Below are 15,453 nucleotides of genomic sequence, written 5' to 3' on the forward strand. Positions count from 1 at the left end.
GGCCGGGCGGCCGGGCGGACTACTTGCCGTACGGCGCGACGACGACCTCGACGCGCTGGAACTCCTTCAGGTCGGAGTAGCCGGTGGTGGCCATGGCCCGACGCAGGGCGCCGACCAGGTTGGCGCTGCCGTCGGCCGTGGTGGACGGGCCGTAGAGGATCTGCTCGAGCGGCGCCACCTGGTCGACCCGCACGCGGTGGCCGCGCGGCAGCTCGGGGTGGTGCGCCTCGGCGCCCCAGTGGTAGCCCTGGCCGGGCGCGTCCGTGGCGCGCGCGAGCGTGGAGCCGAGCATGACCGCGTCGGCGCCGACCGCGATGGCCTTGACGATGTCGCCCGAGCTGCCGAGGCCGCCGTCGGCGATGACGTGCACGTAGCGGCCGCCGGACTCGTCCATGTAGTCGCGGCGGGCGCCGGCGACGTCGGAGAGGGCCGTTGCCATGGGCGCGTGGATCCCGAGGGCCGAGCGGGTCGTGGACGCCGCTCCCCCGCCGAACCCGACGAGCACGCCGGCCGCGCCCGTGCGCATGAGGTGCAGGGCCGCCGTGTAGGTGGCCGCGCCGCCGACGATGACGGGCACGTCGAGCTCGTAGATGAACTTCTTGAGGTTGAGGGGCGCCGCGCCCTTGGAGACGTGCTCGGCGGAGACGGTGGTGCCGCGGATGACGAAGAGGTCGACACCGGCCGCGACCACGGTCTCGTAGTGGTCGGCGGTGCGCTGCGGCGAGAGGGCGGCCGCGACGACGACGCCCGCCGCGCGGATCTCGGCGATGCGCGCGGTGATGAGCTCCGGCTTGATCGGCTCGGCGTAGATCTGCTGCATGCGCGCGGTCGCCGACTCGGGCGGCAGCGAGCGGATCTCCTCGAGCAGGCGCTCGGGGTTCTCGTACCGGGTCCAGAGGCCCTCGAGGTCGAGCACGCCGACGCCGCCGAAGCGGCCCATCGCGATGGCCGTGGCCGGGGAGACCACGGAGTCCATGGGCGCCGCGAGGAACGGGATCTCGAACTGGTACGCGTCGATCGACCACGAGACCGAGACGTCCTGCGGGTCGCGCGTGCGCCTCGACGGGACGATGGCGATGTCGTCGAACGCGTACACACGGCGGGCCCGCTTGGCGCGGCCGATCTCTACATCACTCACCCGCACAGCCTAGCGGCGGGCTCCTGCGCGACCGGCCGCCGGCGGGATCCGCGCCCGCCCCCACCGCCCCGGGGGCCGCGCGCCGCTCGGGCTCGAGCCCCGCGTGCAGGAGGAGCGCCCGCAGCCGCCCGGCGCCGAGGACGTCCCGCTCCCCCGCCACCACGACGCGCCAGCGGTCGACCTCCCGCGGATCCGCCGCGCGGGCATCGACATCCAGCGTGCCCCGGTCCCCCGGCGCCGACCCGACGATCCGCAGCCCCACCCGCTCGCGCGCCCACGCCAGCGCGAGCCGCCCGTGACCGCCGACGGCGACGCCCACGCCGGGCGGCGCGAGCCCCGCCTCGTGCGCGACGCCCCGGGCGATCGACTCCACCGGGGACGCCGCGGCGCCGTCGGCCGCCGCCACGAGGAGCGCCGCGCGGCGGCTCCACGGGCCGGGGCCGCGCAGCTCCCTCTCCCCCTCGAGGTCCGCGCGGGTGACGGGGGACGACCGCCCCGGCGCGAGCGCGTCGTCGAGCGCGACCAGGCCGTGCGCGAACCACCCCGGGCCCCGCGGCGCGGCATCCCGCACCGCCGTCATCGCCGCCTCGTGCGAGGCGGCGAGCGCCGCCGCCGCGATCCCCGGCACCCGCACGCCGTCCGCCGCCGCCACGAGGCGGGACCGCCCGTGCGCGGGATCGCGGACGATGCGCGTGCCGGCCGGACGACCGGGCGGGATCCCCGGCACGTCGAGGAGCGTCACGAGCGCGGGCCACGGCGCGAGGCGCGGCAGCGCGTGCACGGCCGCCGCCGACGCCCCGCCCAGCACGAGCGGACCTGGCGACACCCGGGCGAGCGCGCGGATCCGCAGGAGGTGCCGTCCACGCGCCGACACCGCCTCCCACTCGGCCCGCCGCACGTGCACGCCGGCGCGCAGCCGCACGAGCTCCCCGCGCGCCTCGGCCCGTGCGACGGATGCCGCGTCCGCGCGCTCCTCCTCGCCGGATCCCCGCCCCCGCCCGGCCGCCGCCCCCGAGAGGATCAGGACCGCGTCGGGAGAGGGGCCGCAGGCGAGGAGCGGACGGGGGACGGGCGGCAGGGGCGACGGCATGCGGGCAGTGTCGCGGCGGCGCCCCTCCGGGCCGGCCCCGCGCCGCCGATCGCCGGACACGGGCGGATCCGCATGCCCTGTGAGGGAGCGCCCCGACGCGCGAGGGGCCGGTGCGATCCGCACCGGCCCCTCGTCCTCACCGCGCATCGCGCGCGGCTCACCGCATCAGCGCCGGTAGTTGGGCGCCTCGACCACCATCTGCACGTCGTGCGGGTGCGACTCCTTGAGCCCGGCCGCCGTGATGCGCACGAAGCGCCCGCGGTCCTTCAGCTCGCCGACCGTGCGCGCGCCGACGTAGAACATCGACTGCCGGAGGCCGCCCGTGAGCTGGTACACGACGTTGGCGAGGGATCCGCGGTAGGGCACCTGGCCCTCGATGCCCTCGGGGATGAGCTTGTCGTCGCTCGGCACGTCGGCCTGGTAGTAGCGGTCCTTCGAGTACGAGGTCTTCGTGCCGCGCGTCTGCAGGGCGCCGAGCGATCCCATCCCGCGGTAGCTCTTGAACTGCTTGCCGCCCACGAACATGAGGTCGCCGGGGCTCTCGTCGCAGCCGGCGAGGAGGCTGCCGAGCATGACGGTGTCGGCGCCGGCGACGAGCGCCTTCGCGATGTCGCCCGAGTACTGGAGGCCGCCGTCCGCGATGACGGGGATGCCGGCCGCCCGCGCCGCGAGCGACGCCTCGTAGACGGCGGTGACCTGCGGCACGCCGACGCCCGCGACGACGCGCGTGGTGCAGATCGACCCGGGGCCGACGCCGACCTTGATCGCGTCCGCGCCGGCGTCGATGAGCGCCTGCGCGCCCGAGCGGGTCGCGACGTTGCCGCCGATGACGTCGACGTGCGAGGTGGCCGGGTCGGTCTTCAGCCGACGGATGATGTCGAGCACGCCCTTGCTGTCGCCGTTGGCGGTGTCGACCACGAGCACGTCCACGCCCGCCTCGACGAGCGCGAGCGCCCGCTCCCAGGCGTCGCCGAAGAAGCCGATGGCCGCGCCGACGCGCAGGCGCCCCTCGGCGTCCTTCGTCGCGTCCGGGTACTGCTCGGACTTGTCGAAGTCCTTGACGGTGATGAGGCCGCGCAGCTTGCCGTCGTCGTCCACGAGCGGCAGCTTCTCGATCTTGTGCTCCGCGAAGATCGCGATGGCGTGGTCCGGGTCGATGCCGACGCGTCCGGTGATGAGCGGGGTGCGGGTCATGACGTCGCGGACGAGCGCGGTCGCCGCCTGCACGGGCGAGACGAAGCGCATGTCGCGGTTCGTGATGATGCCGACGAGCGTGCCGTCCGCCTCGACGACCGGGAGGCCGGAGACGCGGAACTGGCCGCACAGCGCGTCCACCTCGGCGACCGTCGCGTCGGGGCGCGTGGTGACCGGGTTCGTGATCATGCCGGACTCGCTGCGCTTCACCTTGTCGACGAAGGCGGCCTGGTCCGCGATGGAGAGGTTGCGGTGGATGACGCCGAGCCCGCCCTGCCGCGCCATGGCGATGGCCATGCGCGCCTCGGTGACGGTGTCCATCGCGGAGGAGAGGAGGGGCGCGGCGACGCTGATGTTGCGCGTGAGGCGGGACGTGGTGTCGGCCTCGCTCGGGATGACGTCGGTGTGCCCCGGGAGGAGCATGACGTCGTCGTAGGTGAGGCCGATGACGCCGAACGGGTCGGACTGGTCCAATGTTCCTCCAGGGGGACGGGAGAGGCGGATGGGATGGCCGGGGGACCGCGTCGGCAACCGGTGTCCCAATGTTAACGGGACGCGCCAGCCGGCATTCCCGGGATATCACGCCTCCACGCCGTACGCGCCCGAAACATCCAGGACATAATCAGCACGTACTGTCAACCAACGTCGTCCTGACGGTAGTCGCGGCGCCTGCGCGGAACCCACCATCCGCCGGCTCCCCCTATGGAGGTCTAGTGATAGCCACTGGTTCGGCCGGAGCACGCGCACAGCGCATGTGGGCCCTGATTCTCGCGGTGGCCTTCGCCTGCACCGCACTTCTCCTCTCGGCCCCGTCGGGCGCCCACGCGGATCCACGCGCGGCGCCGCAGGCGGTCGACCCGGCGTCCGCCGAGCAGTCGCTGCTCGTGTGGGTCCGGGCGGACGCCGACAAGACCGGCGTCGCCGGCGTGACCGTGAAGGTCTCGGGCGGCGGCGTGGAGACCACCGGCACGACGGGTCCCGACGGCAAGGCCGAGGTCGGCCTGAGCGCGCCGGGCTCGTTCACGGTCGAGGTGGACACGTCGACCGTCCCCGAGGGCGCCGGCGTCCCCCGCGCGGGATCCAGCCCCCGCGAGATCGACGTGGCCGCGGGCAACAAGAACGTCCCCGCGTTCTTCTTCCTCTCCCCCGACGGTGCGGCGGCCGGATCCGGCGGCGCGAGCCCCGCGCCCAGCGCGAGCACCGGGGCCGGCACCTCCACCTCCACGGGAGGCGAGACGGCGGCGCCCGACACCGAGACGGGCACCGTCACCGCCACCGCCGAGCCCGTGACCCAGAACAACTTCTGGAAGATCTTCTGGCCCAAGGTGGTGACGGGCCTCATCTTCGGCCTGCTCCTCGCCCTCGCGGCCATCGGCCTCTCCCTCATCTACGGCACCACGGGCCTCAACAACTTCGCCCACGGCGAGCTCGTCACCTTCGGCGCGCTCATGGCCTACCTCTTCAGCAACGTGCTGGGCCTCAACCCGGTGCTGGCCATCGCCATCACGGTGGTCCTCGGCGGGGCCTTCGGGTTCGTGCAGGACGCGGCGATCTGGAAGCCGCTCCGCAAGCGCAGCCTCGGCCTGGTGCCGCTCATGATCGTCACGATCGGCCTGTCGCTCGCGCTGCGCTACCTCTTCCAGTTCATCTTCGGCGCCGACCGCCTGACGCTCCCCAACAGCCCGGCGCCGTTCCTCGTCGTCGGCCCGGTGAGCCTCAAGTTCACCGACGTCGCGGGCGCGGTCGTCTCGATCGTGCTGCTGCTGGCCGTCGCGTACGTGCTGCTCTACACGAAGATCGGCAAGGCCACCCGCGCGGTCTCGGACAACCGCTCGCTCGCGGCCGCGTCCGGCATCGACGTGGAGGGCGTGATCCGCGTGGTCTGGGTCGGCGGCGCCGCCCTGGCCGCGCTCTCCGGCGTCTTCATCGCCTACTACCAGTCGCTGCGCTGGGACACGGGCGCGTCCATCCTGCTGCTCGTCTTCTCGGCCGTCGTGCTCGGCGGACTCGGCACGGCGTTCGGCGCGCTCATCGGCTCGATCGTGATCGGCGTCTTCATCAACGTCAGCACCATGGTCCTGCCCGAGAACATGAAGTACGTGGCCGCTCTCGTGGTCATGATCGTCATCCTGCTCGTCAGGCCCCAGGGCATCCTGGGTCGGAAAGATCGGATCGGTTAGCCGCGCATGAACACCAACTTCATCTTCCTGGCGATCGGCGAGATCTTCTCGCCCACCACCGCGGCGTACGCGCTCGCGACCGTCGGCCTCGTCATCCACTTCGGCTTCACGGGCCTGCTGAACTTCGGCCAGGCCGGCTTCATGGCCATCGGCGGATACGCGTTCGCCATCACGGCGGTCATGTACGAGTGGCCCGTCTGGGCGTCCCTCCTCGCGGCGATCGTCGCGTCCACCGTGTTCGCGCTCATCCTCGGCATCCCGACGCTGCGGCTCAGGGCGGACTACCTGAGCATCGTCACGATCGCGGCGGCCGAGATCATCCGGCTGAGCGTCAAGACACCCGAGTTCTCCGACGTCACGGGCGGCTCCGAGGGCATCAACGGCGCGGCCGTCGGCTTCAACGAGCTGAACCCGCTGCCCGAGGGGCGCTTCGGCGCCGGAGTGCTCACGTACTCCGCCGACCAGTGGTGGATCCGCATCGTCGGCTGGGGCCTCGTCGGCATCGCGTGCCTCCTCGTCTTCCTCCTCATGCGCAGCCCCTGGGGCCGCGTGCTGAAGGGCGTGCGCGAGGACGAGGACGCGGTCCGCGCGCTCGGCAAGAACGTGTACTCCTACAAGATGCAGGCGCTCGTGCTGGGCGGCGTGTTCGGCGGGCTCGCGGGCGTGGTCTTCATCCTCCCGAGGTCGCTGCAGCCCGACAACTACGGCACGCAGCTCACGTTCTTCCTCTACACGATCATGCTGCTGGGCGGTGCGGCCACCATCTTCGGGCCGGTCATCGGCTCGATCATCTTCTGGGTCACGCTGTCGCTCTCGGACGGCCTGCTCAGCCTCGCGGTGTCGAACGACTGGCTGCCCATCTCGAGCACCCAGCAGGGCCCCATCCGCTTCATCATCGTGGGCGTCGCGCTCATGCTGCTCGTGATCTTCCGACCACAGGGCATCTTCGGGAAGAAGAAGGAGACGCACTTTGCCTGACAAGACCCCGGTCTCGGCCATCCTCGACGGCGACGCCGGTCCGGGCTGCGCCAAGAAGGACCCGATCATCGTCGCGCACGGCGTCAGCCGGCAGTTCGGCGGCCTGAAGGCGGTCGACGTCGACCACCTCGAGATCCCGCGCGGCTCCATCACCGCGCTCATCGGCCCGAACGGCGCCGGCAAGACGACGTTCTTCAACCTGCTGACCGGCTTCGACAAGCCGAACACCGGCAAGTGGGAGTTCTCGGGCCGGAACCTGGCCGGGATGAGCGCCTTCCGCGTCGCCCGCCTCGGCATGGTCCGCACCTTCCAGCTCACCAAGGCCCTCGGCGGCATGACGGTGCTGGAGAACATGCGCCTCGGCGCCACGGGCCAGGGCGGCGAGAACTTCTTCTCGGCGCTCGTCCGCCCGCTGTGGCGCAGGAAGGAGGACGAGATCACGGAGCGCGCCCGCGGGCTCCTGACGAAGTTCAAGCTCGACGCCAAGGAGGACGACTACGCGGCCAGCCTCTCGGGCGGCCAGCGCAAGCTCCTCGAGATGGCGCGTGCCCTCATGACCCGCCCGGAGCTCGTCATGCTCGACGAGCCCATGGCCGGCGTCAACCCGGCGCTCACGCAGTCGCTGCTGCACCACATCCTCGACCTCAAGACCGAGGGCATGACGGTGCTGTTCGTCGAGCACGACATGCACATGGTCAACGAGATCGCCGACTGGGTGGTCGTGATGGCCGAGGGCCGCATCGTCGCCGAGGGCCCGCCCTCGACCGTGATGAGCGACCCGGCCGTCATCGACGCCTACCTCGGCGCCCACCACGACACCGACCTCGGCACCCTCACGGGCCAGCGCGAGGTGGCGAAGGACATGGAGTCCGACCTCGTCAAGGACGAGATCGAGAAGGAAGCGGCAGAGAAGTGACGACAGAGCGGGTCCTCCAGACCACCGACCTCCACGCGGGCTACCTGCCGGGCGTCAACATCCTCAACGGGTGCAACGTGCACGTCGACAGGGGCGAGCTCGTCGGCATCATCGGTCCGAACGGCGCGGGCAAGTCCACGCTGCTGAAGGCGATCTTCGGGCAGGTGAACGTGCGCGGCGGCAGCATCGAGCTGAACGGCCAGGACATCACCGGGCTCAAGGCCGACAAGCTCGTCTCGCGCGGCGTGGGCATGGTGCCGCAGAACAACAACGTGTTCCCCACGCTCACCATCGACGAGAACCTCCAGATGGGCGTGTACCAGAAGCCCAAGATGTACAAGGAGCGGCTGGCGTTCGTCACCGACCTGTTCCCGGAGCTCGGCAAGCGGCTCAAGCAGCGCGCTGGATCCCTCTCCGGCGGCGAGCGGCAGATGGTCGCCATGTCCCGGGCGCTCATGATGGATCCCACGGTGCTGCTCCTCGACGAGCCGTCGGCGGGCCTCTCCCCCGTCCGCCAGGACGAGACGTTCATCAACGTCGCGCAGATCAACCGCGCCGGCGTCTCCGTGATGATCGTGGAGCAGAACGCCCGCCGCGCGCTGCAGATCTGCGACCGCGGCTACGTGCTCGACCAGGGCAAGGACGCGTACGAGGGCCGCGGGCGCGAGCTCATGAACGACCCGAAGGTCATCGAGCTGTACCTCGGCACGCTCGCGGCCGACCAGGAGAAGGCCAAGGCGGCGCCCCAGCCCTGATCCCCGCTCCTCGCACGCCACGACGCGGCATCCCTCCGGGGGTGCCGCGTCGTCGTGTGCGGGGGCGGGCGTCGTGCCGTGCCGCCCCTGCGGCATGACGGGTGCCGCGCATCCGGATCCGCCCGGGGACGCCGGAGGGCCCGGTCCATGCGGACCGGGCCCTCGGGCGTGCGTGGTGCGGGTGCTAGTCGAGCTTGCCGTAGACCTGCTCGGAGAAGGTGCGCGTGTTGCCCTCGCCGTACTTGTAGACGGAGACGTACGCCTCGGTCGGGTCGCCGTTCTCGTCGAACGTGATCGGGCCGGAGAGGCCGTCGTAGTCGATGTCGGTGCCGTCCGCGATCAGCTTCGCGCAGTCGGCGAAGGACTCGCACTTGGTGCCGCCCTCGGAGACCGACTGCAGGTTCTCCTTGATGGTGGCGCCGTCCGTCGCCTTGCCCTGGAGCGCGGCGAGCGCGAGCAGCACCGTGCCGTCGTACGACTCGGCCGAGTAGCTGAAGACCGTGAGGGCGGGGTCGCCGTCGGCCTTGACCATGGCCTGCAGGCGGTCCTGGAAGTCGGACTTGGCCTCGACGCCGGGGTTCGTGAACTGCGCGCCTGCGATGTCGACGTTGGTGTCCGTCTCGGTGATGACGCCGTAGTTGCCGTCCGTGCCGTAGAGGTTGGCGAAGTCGAAGCCCTTGGACGCCAGCTGGTCGGCGATCGTCTTGATCTCGTCGAACGAGATGACGACCAGCGCGTCGGGGTTCGGGGCGAGCACCGAGGTGATGGCGCTGTTGAAGTCGGTCGCGGAGGGCTCGAAGACCTCCTCGGCCGCGATGCTCGCGCCGCCGGCCTCGAGCGTCTTCTTGATGTTCTCCTCGAGGCCGGTGCCGTAGGCGTCGTTCATGTAGAGGATCGAGACGTTGGTCTTGCCGTCCTGGAGGATCTTGTTGCCGAGGATCCGGCCCTGGAGCACGTCCGACGGGGCGGTGCGCCAGTAGTAGCCGTCGTCGTTGTACGTCGTGAAGTCGGGCGAGGTGTTCGCCGGCGAGAGCTGCACGACGCCGGCCTGGGTGACCTGGTCGATGAAGGTCTTCGAGACGCCGGAGGACGCGGCGCCGATGATGGCGCTGTTGCCGTCCGCGATGAGCGACGTGGCCGACTGGCTCGCGATGTCGGTCGTGGTGTCGCCCGAGTCCTTGTCCGTCGCGGTCACCGTGATGCCGGCCTTGGCGTCGTTGATGTCCTGCTCGGCGAGGTGGACGCCCGCGAACTCGGGCGGCCCGAGGACCGCGAGGGTGCCCGTCTGGGGGAGGATCGTGCCGATCTTGAGGTCGAGGCCGCCGTCGGCCGTCGTGCCTCCGCCTCCGCCTCCGCCGCCGCCGGAGCAGCCGGCCAGGACGAGGGCGCCGGCCACCGCGATGGTGACGGCGCTGAGGGCGGTGCGGGCGGATCGTGAGCGGGAGGCCGAAGCCCTGCCGAATGCGCTCATGGTGCTCCTTATGGATGTGTGTGGTGATGCTCGGGAATGTGATGCATGAGGCACGCGAATGCGCGCCTCGCCTGGTGCGACCCTAGGGCGCGGATGAGACGGGCACAATGCATCGGCATTTCCGACGTGTAACGCGACCTGATCGTTACCATTCGGGGAAAGCGCGACGGGATCCGCATCAGATGCGCTCGGCGACCGGCGTTTCCCTCTGCGCGCGCTCGGCGTCCGGGATGCCCCGGCGGGACGCGCGCAGCATGTCGATCGTGAGCAGCACGAGGGCGGCCCACACGATCGCGAATCCCGCCCAGCGCTCCGGCGGCATGGCCTCGTGCATCACGAACACCCCGAAGGCGAACTGCAGGAGGGGCGCCAGGTACTGCGTCAGGCCGATGACGGACAGCGGCAGGCGCCCGGCGGCGAACCCGAAGAGGAGGAGCGGCCCCGCGGTCACGACGCCCGTGCTGACGAGCAGGAGGGTGTGCCCGAGCGAGACCTGGCCGATCGTCAGTCCGGCGCCGGCGCCCGTGATCACCAGCATGGTCGTGGATGCGGGCACGAGCCACGCGGTCTCGAGCGCCAGCCCGGAGAGCGCGTCCGCTCCCCCGCTGACGCGCTTCTTCACGAGCCCGTAGAGCCCGAAGGAGCCGGCGAGCGCGAGCGAGACCCAGGGCAGCTGCCCGTAGCCGATCGCGATGACCGCCACGGCGACCGCGGACAGCGCCACCGCCGTCCACTGGAGCGGGCGCAGGCGCTCGCGCAGGAGGATCACGCCGAGGAGCACCGTGACGATCGGGTTGATGAAGTAGCCGAGCGCGGTCTCCACGACGTGGCCGGAGAGCGTGCCGTAGACGTAGACGGTCCAGTTCACGAGGATCAGGTGCCCGGCGAGTGCCAGGCCGAACAGGAGCCGAGGTCGGCGCACGATGGCGATCACGCGCGACCAGCGCCGGGCCGCGGTGATGACGAGGGCGCAGACCACGAGCGAGAAGAGGATCCGCCAGGCGACGATCTCGAACGCCCCGGCCGGCGCGAGCAGCAGGAAGTAGACGGGGAGGACGCCCCAGAGGCCGTAGGCGCCCACGGCGGCGAGGAGGCCGGAGCGGGTGGAGGGCTCGGGGGCGGGGCGCGTCACCTCATGAGGCTAGCGCCGCCGGGACCCGCGACCGCGGGTCGATCGCCGGGACGCCCCCGGACGCACGAGAGCCCGGCCGAACGGATCGGCCGGGCTCCCGGATGGTGCTGTCGTGCTGGTGCGGAGCGTCAGCGCTCGATGACGGCGAGCACGTCGCGCGCGGAGAGGACGAGGAGGTCCTGGCCGTCGTACTTGACCTCGGTTCCGCCGTACTTGGAGTAGATGACCTTGTCGCCCACGGCGACGTCGAGGGGGACGCGGTTGCCGTTGTCGTCGATGCGGCCGGGGCCCACGGCCACGACCTCGCCCTCCTGGGGCTTCTCCTTGGCGGTGTCGGGGATGACCAGACCAGACGCGGTGGTCTGCTCGGCTTCGACCTGCTGGATGACGATGCGATCCTCGAGCGGCTTGATGGAGACCGGCACGGTTGACCTCTTCCTTCGTGACTAAGGGACAAGACTTCATTGGCAATCCCCGGGGGAGAGTGCCAGATGAGATTCTACGGGCCGTGCTTGCACTCGCGCAACGCGAGTGCCAATCGGTGGGGAGCCGCCCCGGTACGGTGGGCGGATGGATCAGTCCGACCTCCGCGAGGTCCTCTCCCTCGAGGGGCTGCGGCTGCTCGACTCCCTTCCCGAGCCGCGACCGGGCGACGACATGGTGCGGATCGTGACCGCGCTGCGCGGCGAGGGCCACTCGGCCGAGCGCGTGAGCGCGGTGCTCACTCAGGTCCGCCTGCGCGCCCGGGCGCGGGCCAAGTTCGGCGACTTCGCCGAGCGCATGCTCTTCACGGAGGCCGGGCTCGAGCAGGCGACGCGGCTCCCGGTCGCCGCGCAGCACGCCGGCCGCTTCCAGCAGGCGGGCGTCGCGCACGTGGCCGACCTCGGCTGCGGGATCGGCGGCGACGCGATGGCGATGGCGGCCATCGGGATCCGCGTCACGGCCGTCGAGCGCGACGAGGTGACCGCGGCGGTCGCCGGCTGGAACCTCGCGCCGTTCCCCGAGGCGGTCGTCGAGCAGGGCACGGCCGAGGCGTTCGACGCCGGACGCGTCGACGGCGTGTACCTCGACCCCGCGCGGCGCACCGACGGGCACTCCTCCACCCGGCGCATCTCGGATCCGGACGCCTACTCCCCCACGCTCTCCGCGGCGTTCGCGCTGGCCTCGGGTCGGGCCGCCGGGATCAAGCTCGGACCGGGCCTCGACCGCGACCTCATCCCCGAGGAGGCGGAGGCGCAGTGGGTCTCCGTGGACGGCCAGGCCGTGGAGATGGGCCTGTGGTTCGGTCCGACGCGGCGCGACGGCGTGCGGCGGGCCGCGCTCGTGATCAGCGGCGGGTCGCAGGCGGAGCTGACGTCGGCGGCCGACAGCGAGGACGCGGAGCTCGGCGAGCTCGGCGAGCACCTCTACGAGCCGGACGGCGCGGTCATCCGCGCGCGTCTCATCGGCGACGTGGCCCGGTCGCTCGACGGGCGCATGGTGGGCGAGGGCATCGCGTGGATCACGTCGGAGACGGAGCGGGCGACGCCGTTCGCGCGCGGGTTCCGCGTGCGCGAGGTGCTGCCGCTCGACGAGAGCCGGCTGCGGCGCGAGCTGCGGGCCCGCGGGATCGGGACGCTCGAGATCAAGAAGCGCGGGGTCGACGTGGACCCGGCGCGGCTGCGGACGCGGCTGCAGCTGAAGGGCGATGGCTCCGCGACGCTCATCGCGACGCGCGTGGGCGGCCGGCGGGTGGCGATCCTCGCGGACCGGCACGGGGTCGACGCGGGCTGAGGCCGGCGCGGGGTCCGGCCCCGGACGCGACGACGCGGCCGTCCCCGAGGGGACGGCCGCGTCGTGGCGGTGCGGTGCGGGTGCGGCGTTACGGAGCCGTGTAGCCCTGCTCCTGCAGCGCGGCCAGGGCGATGAAGCCGAGGATCGCGAGGCCGACGGCGAGCACGAGACCGACGATGCCGGTGATGATGCCGGTGAGCCAGAAGCCCTTGGCGTCCGGGTTGCGCTTCCTGCCGAGCACGCCCGTGACGATCGCCGCGATGCCGAGGGGCGCGGAGAGGAACCAGAAGAGGACCGTGACCACGGACACGATGCCGAGGACCATGGACGTGATGCTGAGGCCCTTGGATGCCGGAGCACCGCCCTGGCCGGGCTGGTAGGGCGCCGCGTAGGGCGAGCCGGATCCCGCAGCGGGGGCCGCCGGGTAGGACGGCTGGGCCGGAGCGGGCGGGAAGTCGTCGGAGGAGCGGTCCGGGTTCTGCGGATCGGTCATTGTCGTTCCTTTCGTCCCTGGGAACATACCGTGATGCGTGCCCCGGGATTCTCTCGTCCGGGAAATAAGCGCGAAAGGACCCCGATCGGGGGGCGCCGGACGGTCAGCCGACCTGGACGACGGTGACGGGCAGCGTCGAGTCCGCGCCGAACGCGAGGCCCGACGGCGCGCGGCCCGACTCGATCAGGCGGGCGCCGAGGGCGGCGATCATCGCGCCGTTGTCGGTGCAGAGCGACAGGGGCGGGATCCGCAGCTCGATGCCCGCCGCCCGGCACCGCTCGGCCGCGAGCTCCCGCACGCGCGCGTTCGCGACGACGCCGCCGCCCAGCAGCAGGCGCGGGATCCCGTGGTCGATGCACGCGGCCACGGCCTTGGTGAGCAGCACGTCGACGACGGCCTCGCGGAAGCTCGCCGCGACGTCCGCCACGGGCACGGGCTCGCCGGCGTCCTGGCGCTTCTCGACCCAGCGGGCGACCGCGGTCTTGAGGCCGGAGAAGGAGAAGTCGTAGCGGTGGCGCTCCATGTCCTTCGGGAGGGACAGGCCGCGCGGGAAGCGGATCGCCCTCGGGTCGCCGTCGGCCGCGACCCGGTCGATGTGCGGACCGCCCGGGTAGGGCAGGCCGAGGACGCGGGCGACCTTGTCGAAGGCCTCGCCCGCGGCGTCGTCGATGGTCTCGCCGAGGAGCTCGACGTCGTCCACGAGGTCGCGCACGAGCAGGAGCGAGGTGTGCCCGCCGGAGACGAGCAGGGCGATGCTCGGCGTCTCGAGCGGGCGGCCGGGACCGCCGTCGGTGCTGAGGAGGTCCGCCCCCACGTGGCCCACGAGGTGGTTCACGCCGTGCAGCGGGATGTCGAGGGCCACGGCGAGCGCCTTCGCCGCGCCGACGCCGACCATGAGCGCGCCGGAGAGCCCGGGGCCCGCGGTGACGGCGATCGCGTCGAGCTCCCGGAGGGCGACGCCCGCCTCGGCGAGCGCCGCGTCGATCGCGGGGGTGAGCGCCTCGAGGTGGGCGCGGGCCGCGACCTCGGGCACGACCCCGCCGTAGCGCGCGTGCTCCTCCATGGAGCTGGAGATGACGTTGGCGAGGAGGGTCTGGCCGCGGACGATGCCGATGCCGGTCTCGTCGCACGAGGTCTCGATCCCGAGGACGAGGGGGCCGGCGTCGTCGGCGCCGGCGTCCTCGGCCGGCTCCTGCGGGGCCTCGGCGGCGCGCGTCCGCAGCGCGTCCCGGGGCTCCGCCACCTCGGGCGGCGTCTCGCTCAGCACCGCGCGCATCACCACGGCATCGACGTCGTCCGGCTGGTAGTAGTGCGGCCGCACCGCGATGGGCTCGAAGCCGAGCGAGGCGTAGAGCGCCTGCGCGACGGGGTTGTCGGCGCGCACCTCGAGGAGCACCTCGCGGGCGCCGCGTGCGTGCGCCTCCGCGACGAGGCGCGTGAGGAGGGCCCGGCCGATGCCCCGGCCGCGGCTGCCCTCGGCGACCGCGATGGTCTGGACGTCCGCGGCGTGCACGCCGCGCGGGCAGGAGAGGCCGGCGTAGCCGAGGATCCGGTCGTCGGCCCCGTCGACCGCGACGACGTACCAGCCGTGCCGGGTCGTGAGCTCGCCGCGCATCGCGTCGGCCGACCAGGCGTCGGAGACGAACGTGCTCGTCTCGAGGCGCATGAGGGCGGGCAGGTCGGCCAGCTCGGCCGGGCGGAACCGGACGCTCACGAGGTGACCCGCTTGGGCCCCGCGGAGACGGTGACGTCGGGCGAGCGGAGGTACAGCGCCTCGTCGGCCGCGAACGGGAGGTCGAGCGCGTCCATGCGGCGGGCGACCTGCGCGAGGGACGCGGCGCGCACCGCGGTGGCGTCGAGGCGGTGGTCGGCGGTCGGCACGTCGTCCGGCTTGCTGAGTCCGGGGCCCGCCGTGCGCTCGGCCACGCCGTCGGCGACGGGCTCGCGGTAGACGGACCAGTAGAGCTCGCGGCGGCGGGCGTCGGTGACGACCACGAGGGATCCCGTGCCGCCGGCCGCGTAGTGGTCGTGGGCGAGGGCGTCGTGGCTCACCACGGGGATCACGCGCACGTCGAGGCCGGTGGCGAGGACGCGGGCCGCGGCGATGCCGACGCGGAGGCCGGTGAACGGCCCCGGGCCCATGCCCGCGACGACCGCGCGGATGTCGCAGCGGTCGACGCCGGACGCGGTGAGGCACTCGTCGAGCAGCGTGCCGATGACCTCGGCGTGCCGCATGGTGTCGGCCTCCTGCCGTTCGGCGAGCACGCGGCCGTCCGGGTCGATGACGGCGACGCCCGTGCCGGCGGAGGTGTCGATCGCGAGGAGCACTGGAC

Annotated in this window: 14 protein-coding genes; 5 read left to right on the forward strand and 9 right to left on the reverse strand. The window is 72.5% G+C overall.

All coding sequences use genetic code 11. The features are described from left to right. Positions 1-19: 19 nt before the first annotated feature. The 3 genes from AES38_RS12335 to guaB all read right to left on the reverse strand — a co-directional run bounded on the left by AES38_RS12335 (position 20) and on the right by guaB (position 3,896). A complete protein-coding gene (locus AES38_RS12335) occupies positions 20-1,138 on the reverse strand; it encodes a GuaB3 family IMP dehydrogenase-related protein (RefSeq protein ID WP_053775808.1) in 1,119 nt (372 codons plus the stop codon). Then, entirely contained in the window at positions 1,131-2,228 is a 1,098-nt protein-coding gene (locus tag AES38_RS12340) for a hypothetical protein (RefSeq protein ID WP_053775809.1), read from the reverse strand. The genes AES38_RS12335 and AES38_RS12340 overlap by 8 nt, the downstream gene beginning before the upstream one ends. Before the next feature lie 165 nt (positions 2,229-2,393). After that, the gene (gene guaB, locus AES38_RS12345) at positions 2,394-3,896 is read right to left on the reverse strand and encodes an IMP dehydrogenase (protein ID WP_053775227.1); all 1,503 of its coding nucleotides are present in this window, start codon (positions 3,894-3,896) and stop codon (positions 2,394-2,396) included. 278 nt (positions 3,897-4,174) lie between these two features. Here guaB and AES38_RS12350 point away from each other — a divergent pair, with 278 nt between their 5' ends. From AES38_RS12350 to AES38_RS12365, 4 genes are read left to right on the forward strand one after another with little or no spacing between them, the layout of a single operon-like run. Further along, positions 4,175-5,602: a branched-chain amino acid ABC transporter permease gene (locus AES38_RS12350; RefSeq protein ID WP_053775228.1), complete on the forward strand. Its 1,428-nt coding sequence runs from the start codon at positions 4,175-4,177 to the stop codon at positions 5,600-5,602. A 6-nt stretch (positions 5,603-5,608) separates the two neighbouring features. Beyond that, positions 5,609-6,580, forward strand: a complete 972-nt coding sequence (locus AES38_RS12355; protein WP_053775229.1) for a branched-chain amino acid ABC transporter permease — start codon at positions 5,609-5,611, stop codon at positions 6,578-6,580. Further along, on the forward strand, positions 6,573-7,496 hold the full coding sequence (locus AES38_RS12360) for an ABC transporter ATP-binding protein (RefSeq protein ID WP_053775230.1): 924 nt from the start codon (positions 6,573-6,575) through the stop codon (positions 7,494-7,496). The genes AES38_RS12355 and AES38_RS12360 overlap by 8 nt, the downstream gene beginning before the upstream one ends. Beyond that, positions 7,493-8,251 (forward strand): ABC transporter ATP-binding protein, encoded by a 759-nt coding sequence (locus AES38_RS12365; RefSeq protein WP_053775231.1) that lies wholly within the window; start codon positions 7,493-7,495, stop codon positions 8,249-8,251. The genes AES38_RS12360 and AES38_RS12365 overlap by 4 nt, the downstream gene beginning before the upstream one ends. A gap of 184 nt (positions 8,252-8,435) precedes the next feature. On the opposite strand, the gene AES38_RS12370 is transcribed toward AES38_RS12365, so the two are convergent. The 3 genes from AES38_RS12370 to groES form a co-directional block, all read right to left on the reverse strand. After that, entirely contained in the window at positions 8,436-9,722 is a 1,287-nt protein-coding gene (locus AES38_RS12370; protein ID WP_053775232.1) for an ABC transporter substrate-binding protein, read from the reverse strand. A gap of 178 nt (positions 9,723-9,900) precedes the next feature. Continuing rightward, a complete protein-coding gene (gene rarD, locus AES38_RS12375; RefSeq protein WP_053775233.1) occupies positions 9,901-10,854 on the reverse strand; it encodes an EamA family transporter RarD in 954 nt (317 codons plus the stop codon). 128 nt (positions 10,855-10,982) lie between these two features. Further along, on the reverse strand, positions 10,983-11,279 hold the full coding sequence (gene groES, locus AES38_RS12380) for a co-chaperone GroES (RefSeq protein WP_053775234.1): 297 nt from the start codon (positions 11,277-11,279) through the stop codon (positions 10,983-10,985). Positions 11,280-11,424: 145 nt separating this feature from the next. Between groES and AES38_RS12385 the strand changes: the two genes are divergently transcribed. Continuing rightward, complete coding sequence (locus tag AES38_RS12385; RefSeq protein ID WP_053775235.1) at positions 11,425-12,627, forward strand: THUMP-like domain-containing protein; 1,203 nt, start codon at positions 11,425-11,427, stop codon at positions 12,625-12,627. 88 nt (positions 12,628-12,715) lie between these two features. On the opposite strand, the gene AES38_RS15670 is transcribed toward AES38_RS12385, so the two are convergent. The 3 genes from AES38_RS15670 to tsaB form a co-directional block, all read right to left on the reverse strand. Then, the gene (locus tag AES38_RS15670) at positions 12,716-13,120 is read right to left on the reverse strand and encodes a DUF4190 domain-containing protein (protein WP_053775236.1); all 405 of its coding nucleotides are present in this window, start codon (positions 13,118-13,120) and stop codon (positions 12,716-12,718) included. Positions 13,121-13,223: 103 nt separating this feature from the next. After that, positions 13,224-14,834, reverse strand: a complete 1,611-nt coding sequence (gene tsaD, locus AES38_RS12395; protein WP_053775237.1) for a tRNA (adenosine(37)-N6)-threonylcarbamoyltransferase complex transferase subunit TsaD — start codon at positions 14,832-14,834, stop codon at positions 13,224-13,226. Further along, on the reverse strand, positions 14,831-15,448 hold the full coding sequence (tsaB, locus tag AES38_RS12400; RefSeq protein WP_053775238.1) for a tRNA (adenosine(37)-N6)-threonylcarbamoyltransferase complex dimerization subunit type 1 TsaB: 618 nt from the start codon (positions 15,446-15,448) through the stop codon (positions 14,831-14,833). Before tsaB ends, tsaD begins: the two co-directional genes overlap by 4 nt. Positions 15,449-15,453 lie beyond the last annotated feature (5 nt).

Source organism: Clavibacter capsici (assembly GCF_001280205.1).
Taxonomy (GTDB): domain Bacteria; phylum Actinomycetota; class Actinomycetes; order Actinomycetales; family Microbacteriaceae; genus Clavibacter; species Clavibacter capsici.